We start from the raw sequence: 22,492 nt of genomic DNA on the forward strand, positions 1-22,492 counted from the left end.
ATAGGCCACGAGGTGCTGAGTGAAGATCCTGATGTTCGGCCGAGGCGTCATCGCCACGGTGTACGGGTGGGCCCTGGAGCGGGCCGGGCACCAGGTCGAGTTCTACGTCCGGCCGGGTCGTGCCGCGGTGTACGGGGACGCGATCGACCTCGAACTGCTCGACGCCCGACGCCGGCTCCGAGGGCAGCGCGTCACCGAGAGCTGGCCGGTGCGCTACCGCGAATCGCTGGAGCCGGACCACGACTTCGATCTGATCGTGGTGAGCGTGCAGCACTACGGCTTCGCCGAGGCCGCCGCCTTCCTGGGCCCGCGCCTGGGCCGGGCCACGGTGCTGGTTTTCAACAACCTGTGGGCCGAGCCGGCCTCGGCGGCCGAACCCTTCCCGTCCGACCAGGTGGCCTGGGGCTTCCCCGGCGCCGGCGGCGGCTTCGGCGACGATGGCGTGCTGCGCGGGGCTCTGCTGCCGACGGTCTTCTTCGGCACCCTCGGCCGACCACCGACCGAGCGGGAGCGAGCCGTCCGCGCGGCGTTCCGGCAGGCCGGATTCCGCTTCCGGGAACAGCCCGACTTCCGGGGCTGGCTGTGGATCCACTTCGTGCAGAACGCTGGCCTGCACACGCAGAGCCTGAAGCTGGGCTCGCTGGCCAAGCTGGCGGGTGCGCCGGGCAGCGTACGCGAGGCGGTGCTGGCCATCCGCGAACTCCTGCCGCTCGTCGAGGCCCGCGGCGTCGACCTGCGGCGGCATCGGGGCGACGTGCTGCCCGTCCGGGCGGCCGCCTGGCTGACGGCACCAGTCCTCGCCTGGCTGCTCGGTCACTTCCCGCCGGTGCGCCTGCTGCTCGAGGCCCACGCCAACCCGGAGGAACTGCGTGCGGTCGGCCGCGACACCCTGGCGGAAGCACGCCGGCTGGGCGTGGCAGTGCCCAGGCTGGAGGCCGCCGAGCCCTACTTCCTGGGCGAGGCAGCAACGGGTCCGTCCCGAAGCTAGATCCGTGACCACGAACGTTCGAGTTGCTGGGGTCAGGCCGCTCACACACTGGTCAGTGGGCCGGGTCAGTGGGGCGTGCTCAGGTGCGGGTCGGCGCCGTGGCGGATCAGGAGCTCGGGGGTGTCCTGCTCGGCGAGGCCGTGCAGCAGCAGCGCGGCGGTCGCCTGTTCGAAGGCCTCCGGGACGGTGCGGCCGAAGCCCAGGGCGGAGTAGAAGGCGGCAGCCAGGACGGTCGTGGCCTGGTCGGTGACCGGTTTGCGCATGCCGAGGACGTAGTCGACGTGTTGGCCGATTGCCTGGGCCTGGACGGCGGACCAGCAGGCGTTGAGCACCACCACGCGGACCATGTTCCCCGTCACCCGGAAGAGCTCGCCCAGCGCCGCCGCGTCGACCAGGCGGCCGGTGCCATCGTCCGCGGCGAGCACGATCTCGCCGGGCCGGCGGCCGTGGCCGCTGAAATGCACGATCTGCGGGGTGTGCCGGTTGAGGTGCTGGAGCAGGTCGGAGGGGCGCACGGCCCAGCAGGTGACCAGGTCGAACCTGTCGCGGTCCCGGGACAGGCGGAGCTTCTCGGTGATCTCGCGTTCCTCGACGTCGATGGCGAGCGGGCCGGTGCCGCGCGGGTTGGCCGCCAGCAGCAGGATGCGGATCCGGTCGCCGGCGGCAAGGCCAGGAGGGCGCCAGGAGAAATCGCCCGCAGGAGCGCCGGAACCTGGGCGTTGCAGGACCCGCAGCAACGCCGCGACGCGGTCGTCGTAGGCGTCGGGGGTGCGCAGGTCGACCGGCTGGCGGATGGCGGCGAACCGGGGCAGGTCCGCGTCGGTGATGTCGCCGACGAGGACCGGGACGAACCGCCGGCCGGCGCCGGTGCGGGCGTGGCCGACCAGGGCGGCATACTCCTCCCGCACGGCAGGATCGGCCATCGTCGCGCGGCTGATCAGCAGCAGGCCATGGGTGGCGGTGGTGAGGGCATGCTCCTGTTCCAGCACGGTGACCAGCCCGGGCTCGACCCACTCCAGCAGGAACACCGCGACCCCCGCCGCCGCGAGCCGGGTCGCGAGCCGGGCGGCGGGGGTGGCGTCGGCGGCCGCGTGGGAGATGAAGACGCGGGTCACGCCTGGTCGCTGGGGTCGAGGCGCTGCTGCGGCGCGAGACCGTCCTTGTGGTTTGCGATGAGCTGGCCGAGCATGTCGCGGGCGTTGGTGAAGGGCATCAGCCCGAGGATCTGCTGGGCGAGGTCGCCACCGCCGCCGATGTACTGCGGGACCGGCATCCGGGCCAGCTGCGCGGCGACCCGCTCGATCGCCACCTGCTGCGGGCCGAGCAGTTCGATCATCTCCCGCAGCTCGGCCGCGTGGCGTCTGCCCTCCATCTCGATGCGGAGCCGTTCGGCGGCCATGTCGGTCCTGGTGTGTTCCAGGGTGAACTCGGAGATGGCGCCCTGTTCGCGGGCCTGGACGCGGCGGCGGCGCAGGTTGTTGATCTCCTCGTCCTTGGACTCGAACTCGGCCAGGACGGTGAGGCCGGCGATCACGTCCCACTCGGCGAGGGCCTCGGTCACCTGATGCTGCAGCTCCAGCCGGACGTTTTCGTACTCCTCCATGAACTGCAGGATCGTGTACCGGCCGACGAGTGCGGTGAAGTAGCCGGCCACGGCCGCGCCCAGCACCCGTTCGACGAACCGCTGAACCGGGGCGGGCTTGACGCTGATCGAGCCGGCGGGCTCCGGCTGGTTGTCGGCCTCGCCGAACCGGCGGACCAGCCGCGGCGCGGCGCGGGCCGGAATGCGCAGGATCTGCGACATCTCCAGCGACAGCACGTGCCCTTCGATGTTCACCACGATCTGTTCGAGTGCGGAGTCGAGGTTGCCGGCCGTCTTCGTCGCCTTGTTCGTCCACTCCAGGTACAGCTCCCTGGTCGGGATCAGCACCACCCGGGCGAACCAGGGGTTGATCGCATACCGGCTGCCGCCGTGCAGCGTCTCCTCCTGCACCCCGAGGTGCCCGCCGTTGGCCAGGAACACCCACGGCAGCCGGAAGCTGTCGTGGCCCGGGATGACGGGGTTGACGGCGTCGGGCGCGTCGCTGGGCGGCGTGCCGTGCTGGGTGATCACCACTCCGGTGCTGCCCACCGGCACGTCGACCTCGCGCAGGTCCGCCTCGGTCAGCCTGGCGGCGTCGGGGTGCACCGGGCCCTCCGCGAGCGTCAGCACCGTGAACACGGCGAACAGCTCGGTGTTGATGGCGTAGTACGCGCCGCCGGGCAGCACGCCCAGCTGCCGGCCCTGTTCACCGCCGCTGAGCAGGAACCGCCGGCCGTCCTGGAAGTAGTCGCACTCCACGTAGCGGCACAACCGGCGATCCAGCGGCCGCACCGGACCCCCCAGTGACGTGACCAGCCCGATCGTGCCGTCCGGGACGAACGTCTGCGGCACGAATCGCACGGTCGCCAGCCACGGCGGCCGCCAGTACCAGCGGTTCGCGGCCAGTGTCACCGCCTGCGGACCGGCGGAGCCGTAGACGCTCACCCGGTAGCGGTCCTGGACGTTGCGGCCGAAGCGGCGGTACTCGATCCCCACCATCCGGTCGGGCACATGGTGCATGCCCTTCACGGCGAGATACCCGCCGCCGCCCAGCGCCGCCAGGAACAGCACGACCGTCAAGAACTCGAGCATCTTGGTCACCCCTCGATCGGCCACGAACGGAGCTGCCGGTGGACGGCGAGCACGGTCATGCGCCAGCGCGCGTGCCAGCCCGGGTAGTGCTCGGCCTGCGGGTTGCGCAGCGTCGGGAAGAAGCCGGGCGGCGGTCCGTCCGGCCGGACGAACCGGCCGTACTTCGGGGTCGCCGGTTGCTCGCCGTACGTCGGCCGCCCGTCGGGCCGGGGACGCCAGCCGTACGCCGTGGCCAGGACCGCGAAGTCGCCGCCGAACTCGTGCTGCAGCCGGTACAGCTGCCGCTGGCGACGGAATCCGTGCCGGCCGCCGGTCGACTCCGCCCACGCCGCGTCGATGTCGCGCAGCAGCCCGGCGGGCAGGTCGCCGGCGGCGGTCTCGGCCAGCCAGCCGCACCCGAGCCGGCCTGCCGCGGCGAGCACCAGGTTGGTGGTCAGCAGGTCGGCGTGCTCCAGCTCGCCGTCGGCCAGCGACGCGCGCAGCCGGGCCAGTTCGAGGCCGCTCGGCGTGCGTGTCGCCGTGACGGCGGGCTGCCGCGGCGGCGGGAGCTGGGCGACCCGGCCGGCCACGTGCTCCCGGTACACCCGCTGCAGTGTCCGCAGCTGCGCCGGTCCGGGCAGTGCGCCGTCGCGGGCGTCGACGTACCAGGTGCTGGCCAGCAGGAAGTTGGGTGCGCCCTCGGTGAGCACGGGGAAGAGGATCCGGTCGTGCCGCTGGCCCTCGAGGATCTCCCGGATGACGTCGGGCGACTCCTCGGCGGCCGGCGACATCAGCACCACCAGGGCGATCGAGTGCCGGATCCGCGCCCGGATCTCCCGGGTGTACTCGCTGCCCCAGGTGAGCCGCGCGATCGACCAGACGGGCAGGTCCGCACCGGACAGCCAGGAGACCAGGCGGCCGCCGTAGTCGGCATCGGCGCGGGCGTAGACGACCACGAAACTGGCCGGGGCCGGTCCGGCGGCTGCGGGTGGCGGGGCCGGCCGCAGCTGATCGAGGTGCTCGGGCGCGAGCCGCCACTCGCCGCGGACGATGGCGGCCAGGTCGCCGGCCTTCGCCGTGCGCTCGGCGGGGGACAGCCCGCGAAAGTCGGCCCACAGCCGGTCCGCGGCGAAGGGCGGCACCACGAGGCCGGCGTCGCCGCACAGCACCGGGATCACCCGCAGCCCGCGGGTCGCTGCCTCCCGCAGCAGCACGGCGTACTCCTCGTACGGCTGCGGGTCGGTCAGCGCCGTCGCGCCGAGCACGAGCACCGCGGTGCCGGCCCGGCCGATGGCGGCCTCCGTCTGCTGCAGCAACACGTCGCCCGGCTCCGGGTCGCGTTCCCGGAGGAAGGTGACCAGCCCGTGCCGCTCCAGCTCCTCGGCGAGGGCCCGGGTCCAGTCCCGGTCCTCGTCGAGGTAGGAGAGGAACACCTCTGCCATTTCCACCGCACCCGTCAGTCGCCGAGATGGCCGTCAGGATGCAACTGACGGACGGGCGGCGCGGGACGTCACGCGGCGGTCGCCGCCGGTCACCGTCGTGCGGCGACCGGCCTGCGACGCTCAGGCCTTGCGGAGGGTGAGCTCGGTGATCTCGCTCGGCGCGAAGATGCGGAACGGCGGGCCCCAGAAGCCGGTGCCGCGGCTGGTGTAGAGCTGGGTGCGCGCACCGTGGCGGGTCAGGCCCTGCACCACCGGCTGGTCCAGGCGCACCAGGTAGTGGAACGGCCACATCTGCCCGCCGTGGGTGTGGCCCGACAGCTGCAGGTCGATGCCGTGCTCGACGGCGTCGACGATCTGCTTCGGCTGGTGGGCCAGCAGGAGCACCGGCAGGTCCGGGTCGGCGCCGGCGAGGGCGGTGGCGTGGTCGGCGCGGTGGCCCTGCAGGCCGGTGCCGGCGGCGGTGCGGTCGTCGACGCCGGCCACGACGAGGCGGTCGCCGCCGCGTTCCACGACCAGGTGGCGGTTGTGCAGCGCCTCCCAGCCGAGCTCGCCCATGCGCTGCAGCCAGCCCTCGGCCTCGCCGTAGTACTCGTGGTTGCCGGTCACGTACACCCGCGCGTAGCGGGCCTTGACGTCGCCGAGCGGGGCGGCCTGCTCGGTGCGCTGGGCGACGGTGCCGTCGGCGATGTCGCCGGTGTGCGCGACGATGTCGGCGTCGAGGGTGTTGACGACCTCGGTGACGCCCTTCGACCAGCGGACCCGGTCGATCGGGCCGTAGTGGGTGTCGGTGAGCAGGACGACCTTCAACCCGTCCAGGCCGGCGCCGAGCCGGGGGATGGCGACGTCGACGCGGCGGACCCTGGGCACCTTCATCGCCTCGACGTAGCCCCACAGCAGCAGCCCCACCGCGACGACGCCGGTGAACCCGGCGACGACCCTGGAGCGCAGCGGGTCGTCGACCCCACCGGCGAGCAGGGCGAGGCGCAGCAGGTCGCCGGCGACCGCCCAGACGAACAGCTGCCACACCACGCCGAGGGTCGTGTCGGCGACCCGCGACGCCCAGTCGAGGTGCCGGCGGCCGTGCCCGAGCATCATCAGCACCGGGAACCCGACGAGTGCCACGGCGAACACGGCGGTCCCCGCGACGCGCACGCCGGCCGGCCACGCGTTGCCCGACTGCACCAGCGACCACCATGGCACGCCGAACAGCAGCGCCAGGACGCTGACGAGGGTCAGGGTGAACATCAGGGGGCGCAGCAGCGAACGGCGCCGCGCGACAGGGACCGCTTCAGTGGTAGCCACAGTTCAGCATGGCACGCAGTGCCATGCACCGGCCAAGCGGAACCTGTGACGGTTCTCAGTGATACTTACGAGCTGAATTGTCCCGGTTCGCCGCGCCCGGGGTGTCCTCCCAGTGCCGCCGCAGCAGCTCCAGCTCGTGCCGGCGCTGCTCGGTGACGTCGCGCATGGTGATGACCATGCCCCGCACGAGGCGGTCGCCGCGCAGGTCGCGGAACCGGACCTCGACGAGGACGCGGGTGCCGTCGGGGCGGCGCAGGCTCCAGGTGTCGCGGGTGCCGTCCCGGCCGCCGGTCAGGGCCACGCCCAGGGTCGCGTCGACCTGCTGCCGGTCGTCCGGGGCGACGATCTCGCGCAGCGTGGCGAACGGGGTCGGCCAGATGCCCAGCAACTCCGTCACCGACGGGCTGGTGTACCGGATCCGCTCGTCGTCGTCGAGGACCAGCACGACGTCGTTAGTGTGCTCGGCGACGGCGCGCAGGTAGTCGTCGCTGTCGCGGCGGCTGGCGGCCTCGGTGAGCGCGATGCGGGCGAGCGCGAGCGCGGCCTGCCCGGCCAGGACGGTGACCGCGTCCTGGACGGTGCGCAGGTCCCGGCCGTCGGCGGCGATGTAGAGCACGGCCGCGTCGAGCGGGCAGACCAGCACGCAGCCGAACTCACCCAGCCGCTCCTGCCACAGCGGCGGCGTCAGGTGTACCGGCACGATCCGCGGCGCCGACAGTTCGTTGAGGGGCAGCAGGTCGGTGAGGCTGGAGTCCACGACGATGATGTGCGGGGTGTCGGCCGGCAGCAGCTCGCGGACCGCGGTGCGCACGGCGACCGCGACGGCCCCGGCGTCGGTGACGCTGACCAGGACGGTGCCGGCGTGCCGCAGGGTCCGCTCGCGCCGCAGTCCTTCGGCGTGCCGGCGCACGGCGTCGTTGAGCCTGGTGACCAGCAGCGCGAGGCTGATGCCGAACGCGACCGCGATCACCGGCCCGTCGTGCACGGGGCCGGTCAGCGCCTGGCCCACCAGGACGACGGGCGCGACCGCGACGGCGGCGAGCAGCAGCACGATGCCGAGCCCGCGTACCGGAGCGTCACCGTGCGGCGGCGCGACCGGGGAATCGGTGAGGCGGGCCATCGACGGCAGCAGCGCCGCCGCGCCCCACGTCGCGTACAGCACGACGTAGGCGAGGTCGGCCGGGCCGCCCGGTGCGAGCCCGTCGCGGGACTGGGCGATGCCGTAGGCCACGTCGCCGGTGAGCATGCCGAGGGCGCCGACGGCGAGCAGGACCGCGGACGGGTTGCGTGGCGCGGCGCGGACCAGCCGGACGGTGACGACCAGGACGACCACGTCGCCGAGGGTGTACGCGGCCTGGATCGACCACTCGGTGCCGGTCACCCCGCCGGTGCCCAGCCGCGGGCTGACGATGAACACCCAGGCGGCGAGCAGCGCGGCGCTGCTGACGGCGAGCAGGTCCAGCAGGCCGGCCCGGCTGTCGAGAGCGGACGAGGCGCGGGTCAGGCCGATGAGCGCGGTCGCCACGAACGGGAACATCGCCAGGTAACACAGGTTCGCCAGTGGCGGCGGGTCGGCGCTGGCGTCGGCCATCAGGCCGTACAGATAGTCGCCGGCCATCATCGCCACCAGCGCGGCGGCGAGGGCCCACCAGGGGCCGGGTCGCCGCGGCCGGACCAGCCGGATGCCCACGACGATCGCGGCGGCGCCGAGCAGGCCGATCCCGGCCCAGGCAACGGAGTCCAGCTCGGGCGCGATGAACACCACGGAGCCCAGCGCCGTCATGAGCGCGCCATATACCGCCGTGATCAGGATCTGTCGTCTGCTCATCGAAACCCTTACCGTATGTAGCGTCCTCTATATCACATCGTGGTCGGTCATCCAAGATCCCGATGGTCGGCGAGCAGCTGCGGTGTCACCCACTCGTGGCGCTCGCGGGCCTCGTCGCCGACCATGCCGCGGCTGGGCATCTCGGTCAGCAGCAGGATCGCGAACTGCAGCCGGTACAGCATCAGGCGGCGGCGCTGCGCGGGGGTGAACCGGTGCGGGCCGGGCCCGCCGTGGTACCCGCGCAGCACCGGGTGCTCGGGCAGGTCCTCCATCCGGCGGCCGATGGCGGGGGAGACGAAGTCGTACAGCGGGTCGCCCCAGAAGTAGCGCTCGCCGTCGACCAGCCCGGTGAGGCGGGCGCCGTCGCACAGGACGTTGCCGTCCCACAGGTCGAAGTGCACCAGCGCGGGCCGTTCGACCTCGTCGAGGGCGTCGGCGTGCCGGTCGATGGTGGCCAGGACCTCGTCGGCCGGGACCGGCAGGGTGACGCCCCAGTCGGCGGCGTCGGCGAGGAGGTCGGCGGTCATCGCGGTGAACGCGGTCCGCCACGTCGCCCCGGACGCCCGCCCGTCACCGTCGTATCCGAACGATCCGCCGGTCACCGCGTGCAGGTGCCGCAGGGCCACGCCGAGCTGCTCGCGGACCGTCTCCGCGGCGGACCCGTCGGCCAGCTCGGTCAGCGGCCTGCCCGGCAGCAGCCCGACGACCACGACGTCGTCGTCCGCGTGCGGCACCGGCGGCACCGGTACGTGTGCCGTCGCCGCGCCGACCGTCCGGTAGTACCGCGCCTCGGCCGCGATGACGCCCCGCTCGTATCGCAGCAGCGGCACCCCGGCGGGCGGCCCGACCTTGACGGCGACGTCGCGGCCGTCGGACAGCGTCGCGCGCCAGACCGCGGCGAACGTGCCGCCGCTGAGCGGTCCACAGTGGACGGTGGTCAGCCCGAACCGCTCCCGCAGCAGGGCGGTCAGGTCGCCTTCGGTGAGCAGGCGCTGCGTGGGGCTGACGGCGTTCGGCACTCCAACACTCTAGGCGAGTCCCAAGATCGCCGGCACCTCGTGATCAACATAGGCGTTGATCATTGAATCTGTTAAATCCTGTATTGACAGCGGTTGGGGGTAGTGGAGACGACCTTGCAGGCCATAGCGTGCACGAAACGCCTGACTCAATGGGGAGGCCAAGTGAGGAAAAGGCTAGCGAGTTTCGCTGTCGCCGGATTGGTCGGTGCGGCACTGGTGGCGTTGCCACAGAGCCCCGCCGCGGCGGCGCCGTCCAAGGAACTCAGCGACGGGATCAAACGGCAGCTCGCCGCGGGCATCCAGGTGGTACCGAAGCAGCAGTCGATGCTGAAGGCGCCGCAGAACGCCGTCAACCCGTACACCGCGCTGCTGCGGGACAACAGCAAGGTCGACAAGTACTACTGGTCCGAGCTGGCCAAGACCCAGGCGGCGGCCCGCGCCAACCTGAAGAAGAACTCGCTGACGGCGGCGGCGACGTCACCGCTGCTGCATGACGAGGCCGAGCCGCGCGGCACGTTCGGCTCCAACGACAGCCACGCCACGGCGGAGCTGGTCAAGGGCTTCGGGACCGGCAAGAAGCTCAACAACCGGGCGCGCGTGCTCGGTCAGCTGTCACCGGAGACGGTCAGCCTGACCACGGTCGCCGCACCGGCCGAGGACAACGGCGCGATCCCGATCGCGTCGGACGTCCTGCTCGGCGCGGGGCGCAGGGGCGTCGCGACGAGCGGCGACATCGGTGACGGGCCGCACGGCAGCGCCGGCGACGACACCGGCGACTTCGACTTCATCAAGGTCACCGCGACCGCGGGGCAGCAGCTGATCGCCGGGACCGACACGCCCAGCGGGTCGCTGGACACCGTCATCGGCCTGTACGACGCCGCCGGTGTGCTCGTCGGCACCGACGACGACGGCGGACCGGGCCTGGACAGCCTGCTCAACTTCACGTTCACCACGTCCGGCACGTACTACCTGATGATCTCCGGGTTCGGCACCGGCACCGTGTTCCCCGCCGACCCGTTCGACTCCGGCAGCGGGCTCGGGTCCGGCAGCGAGGGGCCGTACCTGCTCAACACCACGCTCGCCTTCCCCGACCGGGACCTGTACGCCGTCGACCTGCTCGCCGGGGACGTCCTCGGCGCGTCGGTGACCGGCGTCGGCACCGTGCTCACCGTCCGCGACCCGTCGGGCCGCATCGTCTTCGGCTCCGACCAGGACGCGAGCTTCATCTACGCGCCGTCCTCGCCGCTGCCCGGCGGCGGCAACGCGGTCGTGTCGCAGGTCGCCGCGACCAACGGCCGGTTCACCCTGGAGGTCGGCGGCGCCGCCGGCCTGTACGACATCACCCTCGAGGCCTACCGTCCCGGCCCCGAGGCACAGGACAGTGGCACGGTCCAGACCCTCTACCTGGACTTCGACGGCGCCCGGCTCAACACCGCGATCTTCGGTGGTCCCGGGGTGCGCACCCTGTCGCCGCTCGCCGGCTTCCTGGGCAAGTGGGGCCTGACCGCCGCCGACGAGAACAAGGTGATCAACGAGGTCATCGCCGCGGTCAAGGAGAACATCATCACGGACCTGAAGGCCCGCGGCACCAACCCGCGCTTCGGCCTGCGGATCCTCAACAGCCGCGACGACGCGGACCCGTTCGGCCAGCCGAACGTGCACCGCATCGTCGTCGGCGGCACGATCGCCGAGTCGGGCATCGACACCATCGGCATCGCGCAGTTCATCGACCCGGGCAACTACGCCAACGAGGACAGCGCGATCGTCCTGCTCGACGTGCTCAGTGACCCGAGTGGCTCGGCGTCGCTCAACACGTACATCACCCCCGCCAGCAACAAGATCAAGTTCATCGGGCGGGCACTGGCCAACGTCATCTCCCACGAGGGCGGCCACCTCTACGGCAACTTCCACACCGACCCGCTCAACGCCACCCCCAACCTGATGGACGCCGGCGGCGCGTTCCCCGGCCTGTTCGGGGTCGGCCCGGACAACGTCGGCGGCACCGCGGACGACGTCGACTACGACTTCGGCGACGACGAGTTCTTCCCCAACGAGGGCCTCTTCGGTACCGAGGACACGCTGAACACCACGGCCTGGGGCCTGACCAAGGGCAAGGCGAAATGACCCGTTAGCTGGGTCACCAGCCGGAAGATCCGCGTCCACGGTGGGGTTCTGCCCATCGTGGACGCGGACTCGGGCGAGGGCATCGTCGTGATCGGCGCCGGGCAGGCGGGCCTGTCGGCGGCGTACCACCTGCGCCGGCTCGGCCTGGACTTCGCCGTCCTCGACGCCGACGCCACCCCCGGTGGCGCGTGGCAGCACCGCTCGCCGTCGCTGGGGGTCGGCGAGCTGCACCGCATCTTCGACCTGCCCGGCCTGCCGTTCACCGCCCCGCCGTCGGGCACCGCGGCGTCGGTGGTCGCGGCGTACTTCGCCGAGTACGAGCGGCACTTCGAGCTCGACGTGCGGCGCCCGGTCCGCGTCCGCGCGGTCACCCGGGACCTCGCCGGCTTCGCCGTCGCCACCGACGCGGGCGAGTGGCGGGCGCGGGCGATCATCAACGCGACCGGCACCTGGACGCACCCCTACATCCCGGCGTACCCGGGCGCCGCCGACTTCCAGGGCCGCCAGCTGCACTACGCCGCCTACCGCGGCCCGGCCGAGTTCGCCGGCCGGCGCGTGATCGTCGTCGGCGGGGGCAACTCCGCGGTCCACGTCCTGTCGGAGCTGCCCGGCGTTGCCGCGTCGACCCGCTGGGTGACCCGCCGCCCGCCGCAGTTCCACGACGGCGAGTTCACCGAGGACCGCGGCCGCGCCGTCATCGCCTCGGTCACCGACCGGGTCGCCGCCGGCCTGCCCCCGCAGAGCGTCGTCAGCGTCACCGGTCTCGGCTACACCACCCTGGTCCGCGCCGCCCTCGCCAAGGGCGCCCTGGACCGCCACCCCATGTTCGACCGCCTCGTCCCGGACGGCGCGATGTGGGGCGACGCGTTCGAGCCCGCCGACGTGATCATCTGGGCGACGGGGTTCCGTGCGGCGCTGAGCCACCTGGCGCCGCTGCACCTGCGGGAGCCGGGTGGGGGCATCCGGCTCGCCGGCACCGCCACGGTTCGTGAGCCTCTTGTCCACCTCATCGGGTACGGGCCGTCGGCCAGCACCGTCGGCGCCAACCGCGCCGGGCGGGCGGCGGCTGTGTCGCTTGCTGCTTCGCTGCATCCGAGCTCGCCGATGCGCTGATTGCCGTGCGGGCCTGGCTTGGCAACACTTCGACGCGGCGCGGGCCGCAACGGCGCCACCCGGTCGCGCCGCCGGAGGCTGTGCAGCCGACGCATCGGTCAGGCAAGGCCCGGCATCACAGCGGTGGTGCGATCGACGAGCGGGAGCGGAGGGGCATGTCGATCAGGTGTGTGCCGGCCTTGCGGTCCGGGTCGAGCAGCAGCTCCACCGCCCGGCGCCCCAGCTCGAAGTGCGGCAGCGCGACCGAGGTCAGCTGCGGCCGCAGCCACGACGCCAGGTCCGAGTCGTCGAACGCGACGACCGACAGGTCCTCCGGGATGCGCAGCCCGGCCTCCGTCACGGCCTGGTAGGCGCCCATCGCGAGCCGGTCGTTGAGGCAGATGAAGGCCGTCGCCCGGGCGCCGGAGGTGAGGAAGCCGCGGACCGCCTCGTACGCCGGTTCCGGCCACCACGCCGACTCGATCGTCCCGGCGACGCGGGTGCCCGCCGCCGTCAGGGTCTCGTCGATGCCGGTGCGGCGGTTGCGGGCCGCGTACACGTGGACCGCCGACTCGCCCACGATGTAGATGCCGTGGTGGTGGCCGGCGGACAGCAGGGCCGACGCGGCGGCGCGGCCGGCGGCGAGCTCGTCCGGGATGACGCTGACCGTGCGGCGGCCGGCGACGCAGTTGACCAGGACCAGGGGATGCCCGCGCAGCGCCGCCGGGATGCGGACCTGGCGGGTGTACATGGCGGCGTAGAGGAACCCGTCGACGCCGCGGTCGAGCATGTCCTGGACGAGGCGCTTCTCGGTGGCGGGGTCGCCTTCGGTCTCGCCGATGAAGAGCAGGTGCTGGCGGGTCAGGGCGGTGGCGGTGCTGCCGCGGATGATCTCGCCGGCGAAGACGTCGGTGGCGATCGTGTCGGAGACCAGGCCGATCGTCTGGGTGACGCGGGTGCGCAGGCTGCGGGCGGTGAGGTTGGGCCGGTAGTCCAGCTCGCGGGCGGCGCGCAGGACGCGCTGCTCGGCGTCGGCGGAGATGCGCATGTCGCGGCGGCCGGTGAGCACGAAGGAGGCGGTCGTGCGCGAGACGCCGGCGCGCTGCGCGACGTCGAGCAGGGTCACCCGGCCTGCCGGCATCCGCAGCACCTCCATTGAGACAACGCCCGTGATCAGTTTGACGTATCGGCGTCACCGCTTGACGGGAGCCACCGGCCGGCGCCCGGTCAACGGAGCTGCATGTGTTGGCACGACCACGTCGGCGGCAGGGAAATGGCGGCCGGGATCCGCAGCGGAGGACATGCAGGACGCCCGGCTCGCAGATCCTCGTGGACACCGGGCGCGTGCGCTGCTTCGACCCGATCACCGGCAACGCCGTCAGATCGCGATGTTCCCGGCGCCCTTCAGCGAGCGGGTGATCTTCTTCGGCAGGCTGAGGTAACAGCGGGCGTTGTGGTTGCCGGCCTTCCACTCGTCCTGGCCGATGACGAGCGGCCAGAAGCCGTAGGCCGCCTTCGCCTTGGCCAGGGCGCTGTCCGGCATCCCGGTGTACGAGCGGATCTTGTTCAGGCAGCCCGTGCTCCACGCCGCCGTGCGTGTCTTCGCATCCGTCGGGAAGACCGCGCTCACCGAGGTGACGTTGCCGACGAACTCGACGTCGTGCGGTGCGGTGCAGGCCAGCGGGTCCACGTCGGTCCAGGCGCCGCCCGTCTCGACCTTCGAGCCGCACCCGAGCAGCATGTCGCTGCCGGCCCGCAGGGCGTCCTTCAGCGTGCTCGTGCGAGGGTCGAGCAGCCCGCGCTCCGATCGCAGCGCGGCGACGTCGCATCGGAAGAACCGCGCGCCGCCTTTCCACTGGTTGCCGCTCGGCGGGTACACCAGCATCCGCACCCGGCCGACCTGCCACGACCCGCCGAGGAACTTGGTGAGCTCCGCGTCGCACGCCGCATACGCGTCGGCCATGTCCTCCAGCGACGGCGCCCGGTCGGCATCCGCGAGCGTGCCCGTGAAGTGTCCGACGTGGACCGTCTCCGCGACGTGGTTGAACTCGCACGGCGTCTGCACGACGGCGAGTGGCGAGCGCAGCAGCTCGATGACGTTGCCGGCCTGGGTCGTCCAGCAGTCACCGGCCTTGGGCTCGGTGACCTTGGCCTCGGCCATCATCGCCCATTCGTCGACGAGGTCCTTGTCGACGCCGGCGGGCACCTTCGTGCAGCCGGCGGCCGCGAGCAGCACGAGCGCCAGCACGGCGATCATCCTTGTCCGCATTCAGATCGCCGCGCTTCCGTTGTTCTTCAGTGACCGGCTGATCTTCTTCGACAGCATCACGTAGCACCGCGCGTCATGGTCGCCGGCCTTCCACCCGTCCTGGCCGGACAGTCCCCAGTACCCGTAGCTCACCTTCGACAGGGTGCTGTTGGAGCTGCCGGTGAAGGCACGGATCCGGTCCCAGCACGCGTCGTCGAACGCGGCCTCCATGGCCTTGCCGTCCACCGGATATGTGCCGATCGCCGAGGTGACGACGCCGGCGAACTCCACGTCGTGGGGCGCGGTGCAGGCGGCCGGGGTCAGGTCGTCCCAGCTCTCGATCGCGCCGACCCTGACCGAGCAGCCGAGCAGCATCGTGCCACCCGGCTGCAGGGTGTCCTTCAAGGTCTCCTTGCGCGGGTCCAAAACGCCCGCCTCGGTCCGCAGGGCGGCGAGGTCGCACCGGAAGAACCTGGCGCCGCCGTGCCACTGGCTGTTGGACGGCGGGAAGACCAGCATCCGCAGCCGGCCGTTGGCCCAGGGCGCGCCGAGGAACTTCGCCGCCTCGGCGTTGCAGGTCTTGTACTGCTCCGCCATGTCGGCCAGCAGCGGTGCCCGGTCGGCGTCGGCCTGGGGGCCGGTGAACTGTCCGACGTGGACGGTCTCCGCGAAGTGCGAGTAGTCGCACGGCGTCTGCGTCACGGCGGCGGGCGCGTCCATGACGTCGTAGATGTCGGAGGCGGCGCTGGTCCAGCAGTCGCCGACCTTGGGCTCAGGCACCTTCGCCTCGGCCATCATCGTCCACTCGTCGACGAGGTCCCTGTCGACGCCCTTGGGCACCTTCGCGCACCCTGCCGCCGCCGCCAGCACCAGCGCCAGCACGGCAACCATCCGTAAACGCACCACGTTTCTGCCTCCCCCGCGAGACGAGCGCGAGGGCAGTGTGTCAGCAGTCGATCATCCCCACAAGGCCCTTTTCGGTTCGCCGCCGCCCGCCGTGGCGGCAGCGCCTAGATGCCGGTGGTCGCGGGGAGCTTGCCGGCCGTGACGGCGCTGAGCAGGGCGGTGTGATCGGCCTCGGTCTGGTCGGCGTACGCCATGGCGAACGCGGCGAACCCGGCGTCGAACTCGTCGCCGTCGGCGGTGTCGGGGGCACCGCAGTAGCCGGACAGGGTGCGGGGGTCGATCGACTGGGCGTGGGCGCGGGCCAGGACGACGCCGCAGACGCGGGCGTAGTCGTCGAGCTGGCCGGCACGCAGGGTCGTCGGGTCGACCGAGCCCTTCATGTCGCGGAACTGGCGGACCAGGTACGGCCGGCCGTCGATGCTCGTCCAGCCGAGCAGGACGTCGCTGACCGTCTGCATCCAGCGCTGGCCGCGCACGACGCGCTCGCCGGCGTGCTGGTCGGGGACCGGGGGCAGGTAGGGGGCCAGGGCCGAGGCGCGGGCCTGCTTGACCTGCAGGACGAGGGCCTCGTCGCCGTTGCCGTGCAGGAGCACCACGTAGGAGCGGTACCCGACGCTGCCGAGGCCGACGATGCGGTGCGCCACGTCGACGACGGCGTAGCGGCCGAACAGGGTGCGGATCTCCTCCTCGAGCGTCGAGGCGTAGCCCTCCAGGGACTCGATGACGGGGTAGGCGTCGGCGGAGTCGAGGGGGACGAGGATCGGCGGTGCGGGGGTGAAGCGCCACGCGTCGTGTTCGAGGCGTTGCGTGAACTTCTGCGCCACGCGGCGGCTGGTGTTCTTCTTCGCCTTCTTGCGGACCCGGTCGAAGGTCTCGGCGACGTCGCCGATGCCGAAGTGCTCCAGCGTCGAGTGGTCGGTGGTGAGGTAGTACGCGTCCAGCAGCGGCATGTCGGCGAGCTCGGCAAGGGCAGTGCGGTAGCCGGTGGCGCAGTCGCGGGCGGCGTCGCGGCACTCGTCGTCGGGCAGGCCGGCTTCCCGGCCGGCGCTGACGAGGCTGGTCGCGAGGCGTTTGAGGTCCCAGTCCCAGGGGCCGACGACGGTCTCGTCGAAGTCGTTGACGTCCATGACGAGCCGGCGCTCCGGGGAGGCGAAGAAGCCGAAGTTGGCGGCGTGCGCGTCGCCGCAGATGTAGCCGTGCAGGCCGGTGTCGGCGTGCCCGGCGGCGAGGTCGGCGGCCATCACGGCCGCGGAGCCGCGCAGGAACGCGAACGGCGAGCTGATCATCCGGCCGATCCGGATCGGTACGAGGTCCGCGACCCGCTCGGCGTTGGAGGCGGCGACCGTGGCGACCGGGTCACGGCCGGCGGCGGCCCGCAGCTCGGTGAGCGACTTGACGGGGGTGCTGGCGCGGCGCTGGGTCCCCTCGGCGCGCAGTGCCTCGGGGGTCGACCATCCAGTGGAGCCGATCATGCTCCTACGGTAGCGGCCGGACGGGGTCAGGATGCTGTCGGATACAGGCCACGTTCCCGGGCGGCGAGCCTGGTCAGGCCCAGGAGCGCGTCCAGCGAGGGGGTCGGCGTGCCGACCGTGGCGGCGATCTCGCGCACGACGGTGAGCATCGCGTCGAGCTCGATCGGGCGGCCCGCCTCCGCGTCCTGCAGCATCGAGGTCTTGAACGCGCCGAGCTTGCGGGTCACCGCGTTGCGGTCGGCGGGGCTCTGGCCGACGGGGCAGCCGATCCGGGCGCCGATCTCGGCGGCCTCCCGCATGACGGCGTGGGCGAAGCCGTTGACCAGGTCGTCGTCGAGGATCTTGTCGGCGGTCGCGCCGGTCAGCGCCGAGATGGGGTTGACGGTCATGTTGCCCCACAGCTTGTACCAGATGTCGGCCCTGACGTCGGCGGACTCGCGCACGGAGAACCCCGCGCCGCGCAGCACACCCGCGGCCGGGCCCGAGTCGGGACCACCGGGCGCGGCGCCGAGGATCAGCTCGTTCTCGGCGTGCAGTGCGACGACGCCGGGCGTGGCCACGCTCGCGCTGAGGTGCACGACACAGCCGAGCAACGAGGAGACCGGGACGCTGGCGGCGATGCTGCCGGTCGGGTCGACGCTGTGCAGCCGCCGCGGGTGCAGGAACCACCACGGCACCCCGTTCAGCGCCGCGACGACCACGGTCCCCGGCCCCAGCAGCGGGGTGAGCGACGGTGCCAGGCCGGGCAGCGCGTGCGCCTTCACGGTGAGCAGCACCAGGTCCTGCGGGCCGAGCCCGGCCGGGTCGTCAGAGGCGGTGACGTGCACCGTGGCGTCGCCGAGCGAGGTCCGCAGCCGCCAGCCGGCGGACCGGATCGCGGCGAGGGTGGCGCCCCTGGCCAGCACCGACACGGGCAGCCCGGCGGCGGCGAGCCGCACGCCGAGGACCCCGCCGACGGCGCCGGCGCCGACGACGCAGACCTTCACGAGGGCTCCTCCAGCAGGTGCGCCTCCAGCGCCGCGAGGTGCGCCTCGGGCAGGCCCATCTCCAGCAGATACCCGTGGACCGAGCCGTGCCGGCGGCGCACGTCGCCGAGGAACAGCAGCATCGCTTCGGCGGGGGACACCAGATACCGCGCGGGCATCGCCGCAAACTCCGGGCTGACCCGGCGCATGTGCTCGGTGAACCGTTCGGTCGCGGCGGCGGTCAGCGCGTAGTCCTCGGCGATGTCCTGCTCGGCGACGCCGAGCGCGGCGAGCGTGAGGGCGGCCACGACCCCGGTGCGGTCCTTGCCGGCGACGCAGTGCACGACGACCGGCGCGTTGTCGGCCTCGGCGATGACGCCGACCGCGGCGACCATCGCGGCGGCGCCGCCGTAGGCGATGTCCAGGTACCGGTTGGCCAGCCAGCGCGCGTCGCTGGGCTCGTCGTGGTCGGTCGCGTCCTCCCACTCGGCGTGCTCGGGGTGCAGGTGGTGGTAGGCGAGGCCGTCGAACTGCGGCACCCGGCCGTCGCGGGCGACCTCCCGCGGCCGGCGCAGGTCGATGACGGTCCGCACGCCGAGCGCGGTGAACGACGCCGCGTCGGCCGGGTCGATCCGGCTGAGCGAGTCGGAGCGGAAGAGCCGCCGCCAGCGCACCGTGCGGCCGTCGCGGCCGGTGTAGCCGCCGAGGTCGCGGAAGTTGAACAGGTTCGGGTGGTCGTAGCTGCGCACGCTGCGACCCTATCGGGTGGGCCGGTAGGGTTTCGTCACGTGGATCCCGACCGGCCGAAGCCCTGGTCCAAGCCCCTCGCAAGGCCTCGAGCCCTGGTCACCGAGCCGCTCGGCACCCTGCTGGCCAGCGTGCCGAAGAGCCGGCAGAGCTGGCTGACCATCGTCAAGACCACCGTCGCGGCGACCACCGCGTGGGTGCTGGCCCGGCAGCTCGGCGACAACGCCGCGGTGCTGTTCGCGCCGATCGTGGCGATCCTCACGCTGCAGGCCAGCGTGTACGGGTCGATCGCCACCGGCCTGCAGCTGCTGTTCGCCAACCTCGTCGGCACGGCCCTGGCCGTCGGCTGGGTGCGCCTGTTCGGGCTCACCTGGTGGTCCCTGGCGCTCGCCGCGCTCGCCGCGCTTGCCCTGGCCCGGCAGGTCACGAACACGCCGCTCGCGCGCAACCAGCTCACCATCGCGATGCTGGCGGTACTCGTGCTGGCGCCGGTCGCCAAAGGGTACGGGCAGTGGCGCTTCGTCGACGTCGCCATCGGCAGTGTGGTCGGGCTGCTCGTCGCCGTGGCCGTGCCGGAGCGCCCCCGGATGCGGCAGGCCCGCGACGCCCTCGCCACCTGGGCGGCGCAGTGCGTCACGGTCCTGCACGCCATCGCCGACGAGCTGGACCGCCGCGACGGGGAACCCGTCCTGGCGCCGCCGGACCGGCACAACTGGATCCTCACCTCCCGGGCGCTGACCGACCTCAGCGCCGACGCCGCGGCCGAGGTCGCCGGGATCGAGGAGACGGTCCGGCTCAACGTCGCCGCCGGCCGGCTCCGGCAGCGGGTCGCCGACCTGCGCGACGAGCAGCTGTTCCTGGTCCGGATCACCCTGCAGGTGCGGGCGGTGTCACTGGCCACGGACCGGCTCTACGACCGGGCCGGGCAGCCGCCGGCCCTGGACCGCCACGCGCTCGCCGGGCTGCTGCGGTCCCTCGCAGCGCTGCTCAGGGAGCGCCTCGACGGCGGCGAGGACGTCGAGACCGACGACACCGAGCTGCGCTCGGCGCTGACCGCCGCCGTCGAGCGGGTCCACACGGTGTTCCCGAGCGCGGTCGCCGTGCTGGACTCCGTCAGCCTCCTCGGACGGCTCGATCAGCTGCGCCAGGACATCGGCGGCGAGGACGCGACCGCCCTGGTCGATCCGGACACCCTGCCGCGATCGTGACTCGCCGGGCCGCACCCGGCATGATAGGGCAGGCTTACCTGGGTTGGGCCGGGCTCTGGAGGACGTGGACGGTGCGCAACGGGGACGAGTCACTCGCCGACCTGCTCGGCGGGCGGCGGGCCGCGCTGGACAGCGTCGTGCCCGTCGCCGGGTTCGCGGCGGGCTGGCTCGCCGGTGGCCGCTCGATCGCGCTCGGCGCGGGGATCGCGGTCCTCACCGGCGCCGCCGTCGCCGTCTGGCGGCTGCGGCAGGGCCGGGCACCGGCCGCGACCGTGGTCAGCCTGCTGCTGGTGTGCCTCGGCGCGATCGTCGCGCTGCGCACCGGCCGGGCCGAGGACTTCTTCCTGGTCCGGCTGCTGACCAACGGGGCGAGCGCGCTCGCCTGGGCCGGCAGCGTCCTGGTGCGGTGGCCGTTCCTCGGGCTGATCGTCGGCACCGTGCTGGGCCAGAAGACCCGGTGGCGGCGTGACCCGGCGCTGCTACGGGCCTACCAGGCGGCCAGCTGGGTGTGGGTCTGCCAGTACCTGGTGCGCCTGCTGATCTTCGTGCCGCTGTGGTGGGCGGGTCAGGTGGTGTGGCTGGCCACCACGCAGGTGGCGCTCACCTGGCCACTGGTCGCGGCGTGCCTCGCGGCGAGCTGGTGGGTCTTCCGCCGCACCCTGCCGCCGCAGCACCCCGGCATCCGCCACCCCCTGCCGGCGCCGTCGGACGCCGGGGTCACGGGCCGTGACCTCAGGGCGCCTTGAGCGCGATCACGGCCTCGTCGACGGTGTCGGTCAGGGTGAAGACCCGGTCCAGCGCGGTCAGGTCGAAGATCCGCCGGATCCGGGCGTGCGGGCACACCACGGCGAATCCACCCGATTCCGTGTCCCTCAACCGCTTGTGCACCGACACGAGGACCCGCAATGCTGTGGAGTCGATGAACTCCACCTCCGACAGGTCCAGCACCAGCAGGGTCGCGCCTTCGTCCAGGCTGCGGTGGACCCACGTGTGCAGGGCCGGTGAGGTCGCCACGTCGAGGGCGCCGGTGGGCGTGACCACGACACAGCCGTCGACCGTCTCGGTCGCGATGGCTTCGGTCATGTCCGCTCCTGCAGTCGGTGCGTCAACGGTGGTCCCCCTCGGTGCCGCGCGGATGGTGCTCGTCCGTGAAGGGGCGGCCCGCGCTGTCGGCGCGTTACACCCGGTCGGTGACGCCGGTGCGTGACACCGACCTCGCCGCGCCGTTGCGGGCGGCGGCCGACGGTGACGAGACCGGTTTCGCCGTGCTGTGGCGGGCACTGCAGCCGGCGGTCCTACGGTACCTGCACGCCGTGTGCGGCGACGCGGCGGAGGACGTCGCGTCCGAGACATGGCTCCAGGTCGTGCGGGATCTGCCCCGCTTCGCCGGCGACGCGACCGCGTTCCGGGTGTGGCTGTTCCGCATCGCCCGGCACCGCGCCATCGACGACGGCCGGAGGGTGTGGCGCCGCCGCGAGGAGAGCCGCGACCACGTCGAGTCCGGCCGGCCGGCACCCGACGTCGCCACGGAGGTCATCGAGCACGCCGGCACCGAGTGGGCGCTGCGGCTCATCGGGGAGCTGCCGCCCGACCAGGCCGAGGCGGTCCTGCTCCGCGTCGTGGCCGGGCTCGACGTCGCCGGCACCGCCGAGGTCCTCGGCAAGCGCCCCGGCGCGGTCCGCATCGCCGCGATGCGGGGGCTGCGCCGCCTGGCCGCGCACCCCCAGGTCCGCGCCCGTCACGTCGCCGTCGGCACCGCCGGCGCCGACCTGCCCCACCCGCACCTGGAAGGCGCCTGATGCGCGGATGGTGGCAGCGCCGGACCCTGCCGAAGGCTGAGGCGCAGCGGCTGCTGGATGGCGGGTCCGGCGACTCCGCGGTGGCCGACCTGCTCCGCGCGGCGGCCGGCCGGCCCGGCCCGGCGAACTGGCCGGGGAGCGGGCCGCGGTCGCCGCGTTCCGGCAGGAGTACGCCGCCGGCACGGCCACGGCGGGCACCCGCAGCGACCCGCCGCGCCGGTCCCGCCGCACCACCCGCCGGGTCGGGGTCCTCGCCGCCGCGCTCACCGCCGCGGTCCTCGCCGGCACCGGCGTCGCCGCCGGTGCCGGGCGGCTGCCGGCGCCGCTGCAGCGGGCCGCGCACGACTGGATCGGCCAGGTCCCGGAGCCCGACCCGGCCCCGCAGCCGCAACGTACCGTCCGCGCCGAGTCGCCGACCCCACCGGCGACGCACCGCCCGCCGGTCACGCCCGCGCCGACGCACACCGGTACCCTCGCCGCCGCCGACGTCAAGAAGCTCTGCAAGGAATGGGAGAAGGTGCGCGACGAACCGCACCGCAAGCCCATGGACCCCGCGGACCTGCGGACGCTCACCGCCGCGGCCGGCGGCCCCGACCGGATCGAGGGCTTCTGCGGGCTCACCCCGACCGGATCCGCGCCCGGGCAGACGGGCCCGCCGCCGGGCACCAAATCGAAAAAGGCGACCCGTCGCTGAAACGC

General features: G+C 73.0%; 20 protein-coding genes. 7 read left to right on the forward strand and 13 right to left on the reverse strand.

Annotated features, from left to right (window positions below; genetic code table 11):
* The first annotated feature begins 19 nt into the window (after nt 1-19).
* Nucleotides 20-988, forward strand: coding sequence for a ketopantoate reductase family protein (locus tag OHA72_RS28940; RefSeq protein WP_327010941.1), 969 nt, complete (start codon nt 20-22; stop codon nt 986-988).
* Between the two features lie 65 nt (nt 989-1,053).
* Here the strand turns inward: OHA72_RS28940 and OHA72_RS28945 are convergent, their stop codons facing one another.
* The 6 genes from OHA72_RS28945 to OHA72_RS28970 form a co-directional block, all read right to left on the reverse strand.
* Nucleotides 1,054-2,103: a TIR domain-containing protein gene (locus tag OHA72_RS28945; RefSeq protein ID WP_327010942.1), complete on the reverse strand. Its 1,050-nt coding sequence runs from the start codon at nt 2,101-2,103 to the stop codon at nt 1,054-1,056.
* Nucleotides 2,100-3,662, reverse strand: a complete 1,563-nt coding sequence (locus tag OHA72_RS28950; protein ID WP_327010943.1) for an SPFH domain-containing protein — start codon at nt 3,660-3,662, stop codon at nt 2,100-2,102. Before OHA72_RS28950 ends, OHA72_RS28945 begins: the two co-directional genes overlap by 4 nt.
* A 5-nt stretch (nt 3,663-3,667) precedes the next feature.
* Nucleotides 3,668-5,083, reverse strand: coding sequence for a TIR domain-containing protein (locus OHA72_RS28955; protein WP_327010944.1), 1,416 nt, complete (start codon nt 5,081-5,083; stop codon nt 3,668-3,670).
* Nucleotides 5,084-5,203: 120 nt separating this feature from the next.
* Nucleotides 5,204-6,385 (reverse strand): metallophosphoesterase, encoded by a 1,182-nt coding sequence (locus tag OHA72_RS28960; RefSeq protein ID WP_442788688.1) that lies wholly within the window; start codon nt 6,383-6,385, stop codon nt 5,204-5,206.
* A 55-nt stretch (nt 6,386-6,440) separates the two neighbouring features.
* A complete protein-coding gene (locus OHA72_RS28965; protein WP_327010945.1) occupies nt 6,441-8,213 on the reverse strand; it encodes a PAS domain-containing protein in 1,773 nt (590 codons plus the stop codon).
* A 47-nt stretch (nt 8,214-8,260) separates the two neighbouring features.
* Nucleotides 8,261-9,232 carry a phosphotransferase family protein gene (locus tag OHA72_RS28970; protein WP_327010946.1) on the reverse strand — a complete coding sequence of 324 codons (972 nt, stop codon included), beginning with the start codon at nt 9,230-9,232 and terminating at the stop codon, nt 8,261-8,263.
* 216 nt (nt 9,233-9,448) lie between these two features.
* On the opposite strand from OHA72_RS28970, the gene OHA72_RS28975 reads away from it, so the two are divergent.
* Nucleotides 9,449-11,356 (forward strand): PPC domain-containing protein, encoded by a 1,908-nt coding sequence (locus OHA72_RS28975; protein ID WP_327010947.1) that lies wholly within the window; start codon nt 9,449-9,451, stop codon nt 11,354-11,356.
* Between the two features lie 57 nt (nt 11,357-11,413).
* Entirely contained in the window at nt 11,414-12,469 is a 1,056-nt protein-coding gene (locus OHA72_RS28980) for an FAD-dependent oxidoreductase (protein WP_327010948.1), read from the forward strand.
* 115 nt (nt 12,470-12,584) lie between these two features.
* Here OHA72_RS28980 and OHA72_RS28985 read toward each other — a convergent pair whose 3' ends face one another.
* The 6 genes from OHA72_RS28985 to OHA72_RS29010 form a co-directional block, all read right to left on the reverse strand.
* Nucleotides 12,585-13,589, reverse strand: coding sequence for a LacI family DNA-binding transcriptional regulator (locus OHA72_RS28985; RefSeq protein WP_327010949.1), 1,005 nt, complete (start codon nt 13,587-13,589; stop codon nt 12,585-12,587).
* 237 nt (nt 13,590-13,826) lie between these two features.
* Complete coding sequence (locus tag OHA72_RS28990; protein ID WP_327010950.1) at nt 13,827-14,696, reverse strand: septum formation family protein; 870 nt, start codon at nt 14,694-14,696, stop codon at nt 13,827-13,829.
* 21 nt (nt 14,697-14,717) lie between these two features.
* Nucleotides 14,718-15,587 (reverse strand): septum formation family protein, encoded by an 870-nt coding sequence (locus OHA72_RS28995; RefSeq protein ID WP_327010951.1) that lies wholly within the window; start codon nt 15,585-15,587, stop codon nt 14,718-14,720.
* Nucleotides 15,588-15,706: 119 nt separating this feature from the next.
* Entirely contained in the window at nt 15,707-17,074 is a 1,368-nt protein-coding gene (locus OHA72_RS29000; protein ID WP_327010952.1) for a DUF2252 domain-containing protein, read from the reverse strand.
* 26 nt (nt 17,075-17,100) lie between these two features.
* Nucleotides 17,101-18,060, reverse strand: a complete 960-nt coding sequence (locus OHA72_RS29005; RefSeq protein ID WP_327010953.1) for a 2-dehydropantoate 2-reductase — start codon at nt 18,058-18,060, stop codon at nt 17,101-17,103.
* Nucleotides 18,057-18,788 carry a tyrosine-protein phosphatase gene (locus OHA72_RS29010; RefSeq protein WP_327010954.1) on the reverse strand — a complete coding sequence of 244 codons (732 nt, stop codon included), beginning with the start codon at nt 18,786-18,788 and terminating at the stop codon, nt 18,057-18,059. Before OHA72_RS29010 ends, OHA72_RS29005 begins: the two co-directional genes overlap by 4 nt.
* 39 nt (nt 18,789-18,827) lie before the next feature.
* Between OHA72_RS29010 and OHA72_RS29015 the strand changes: the two genes are divergently transcribed.
* Both OHA72_RS29015 and OHA72_RS29020 read left to right on the forward strand, forming a co-directional pair.
* Nucleotides 18,828-19,994: an FUSC family protein gene (locus OHA72_RS29015; protein WP_327010955.1), complete on the forward strand. Its 1,167-nt coding sequence runs from the start codon at nt 18,828-18,830 to the stop codon at nt 19,992-19,994.
* Nucleotides 19,995-20,014: 20 nt separating this feature from the next.
* Nucleotides 20,015-20,740 carry a DUF3159 domain-containing protein gene (locus tag OHA72_RS29020; protein WP_442788689.1) on the forward strand — a complete coding sequence of 242 codons (726 nt, stop codon included), beginning with the start codon at nt 20,015-20,017 and terminating at the stop codon, nt 20,738-20,740.
* On the opposite strand, the gene OHA72_RS29025 is transcribed toward OHA72_RS29020, so the two are convergent.
* Entirely contained in the window at nt 20,727-21,077 is a 351-nt protein-coding gene (locus OHA72_RS29025) for an STAS domain-containing protein (protein WP_327010957.1), read from the reverse strand. The two genes, OHA72_RS29020 and OHA72_RS29025, sit on opposite strands and share 14 nt — an antisense overlap.
* Nucleotides 21,078-21,142: 65 nt before the next feature.
* On the opposite strand from OHA72_RS29025, the gene OHA72_RS29030 reads away from it, so the two are divergent.
* Together OHA72_RS29030 and OHA72_RS29035 are read left to right on the forward strand one after the other, a co-directional pair.
* On the forward strand, nt 21,143-21,793 hold the full coding sequence (locus OHA72_RS29030) for an RNA polymerase sigma factor (protein WP_327010958.1): 651 nt from the start codon (nt 21,143-21,145) through the stop codon (nt 21,791-21,793).
* Nucleotides 21,794-22,310: 517 nt separating this feature from the next.
* Nucleotides 22,311-22,487 carry a hypothetical protein gene (locus OHA72_RS29035; protein ID WP_327010959.1) on the forward strand — a complete coding sequence of 59 codons (177 nt, stop codon included), beginning with the start codon at nt 22,311-22,313 and terminating at the stop codon, nt 22,485-22,487.
* Nucleotides 22,488-22,492 lie beyond the last annotated feature (5 nt).

This window comes from Dactylosporangium sp. NBC_01737, assembly GCF_035963215.1.
GTDB lineage: Bacteria > Actinomycetota > Actinomycetes > Mycobacteriales > Micromonosporaceae > Dactylosporangium.

Bases quoted from the DNA above. Each gene is read 5' to 3' on its own strand.
- OHA72_RS28950 (WP_327010943.1), bottom strand. From the start codon at position 3,662: ATGCTCGAGTTCTTGACGGTCGTGCTGTTCCTGGCGGCGCTGGGCGGC.
- OHA72_RS28995 (WP_327010951.1), bottom strand. From the start codon at position 15,587: ATGGTTGCCGTGCTGGCGCTGGTGCTGGCGGCGGCGGCAGGGTGCGCG.
- OHA72_RS28965 (WP_327010945.1), bottom strand. From the start codon at position 8,213: ATGAGCAGACGACAGATCCTGATCACGGCGGTATATGGCGCGCTCATG.
- OHA72_RS29020 (WP_442788689.1), top strand. From the start codon at position 20,015: ATGATAGGGCAGGCTTACCTGGGTTGGGCCGGGCTCTGGAGGACGTGG.
- OHA72_RS28955 (WP_327010944.1), bottom strand. From the start codon at position 5,083: ATGGCAGAGGTGTTCCTCTCCTACCTCGACGAGGACCGGGACTGGACC.
- OHA72_RS29000 (WP_327010952.1), bottom strand. From the start codon at position 17,074: ATGATCGGCTCCACTGGATGGTCGACCCCCGAGGCACTGCGCGCCGAG.
- OHA72_RS28985 (WP_327010949.1), bottom strand. From the start codon at position 13,589: ATGCCGGCAGGCCGGGTGACCCTGCTCGACGTCGCGCAGCGCGCCGGC.
- OHA72_RS29025 (WP_327010957.1), bottom strand. From the start codon at position 21,077: ATGACCGAAGCCATCGCGACCGAGACGGTCGACGGCTGTGTCGTGGTC.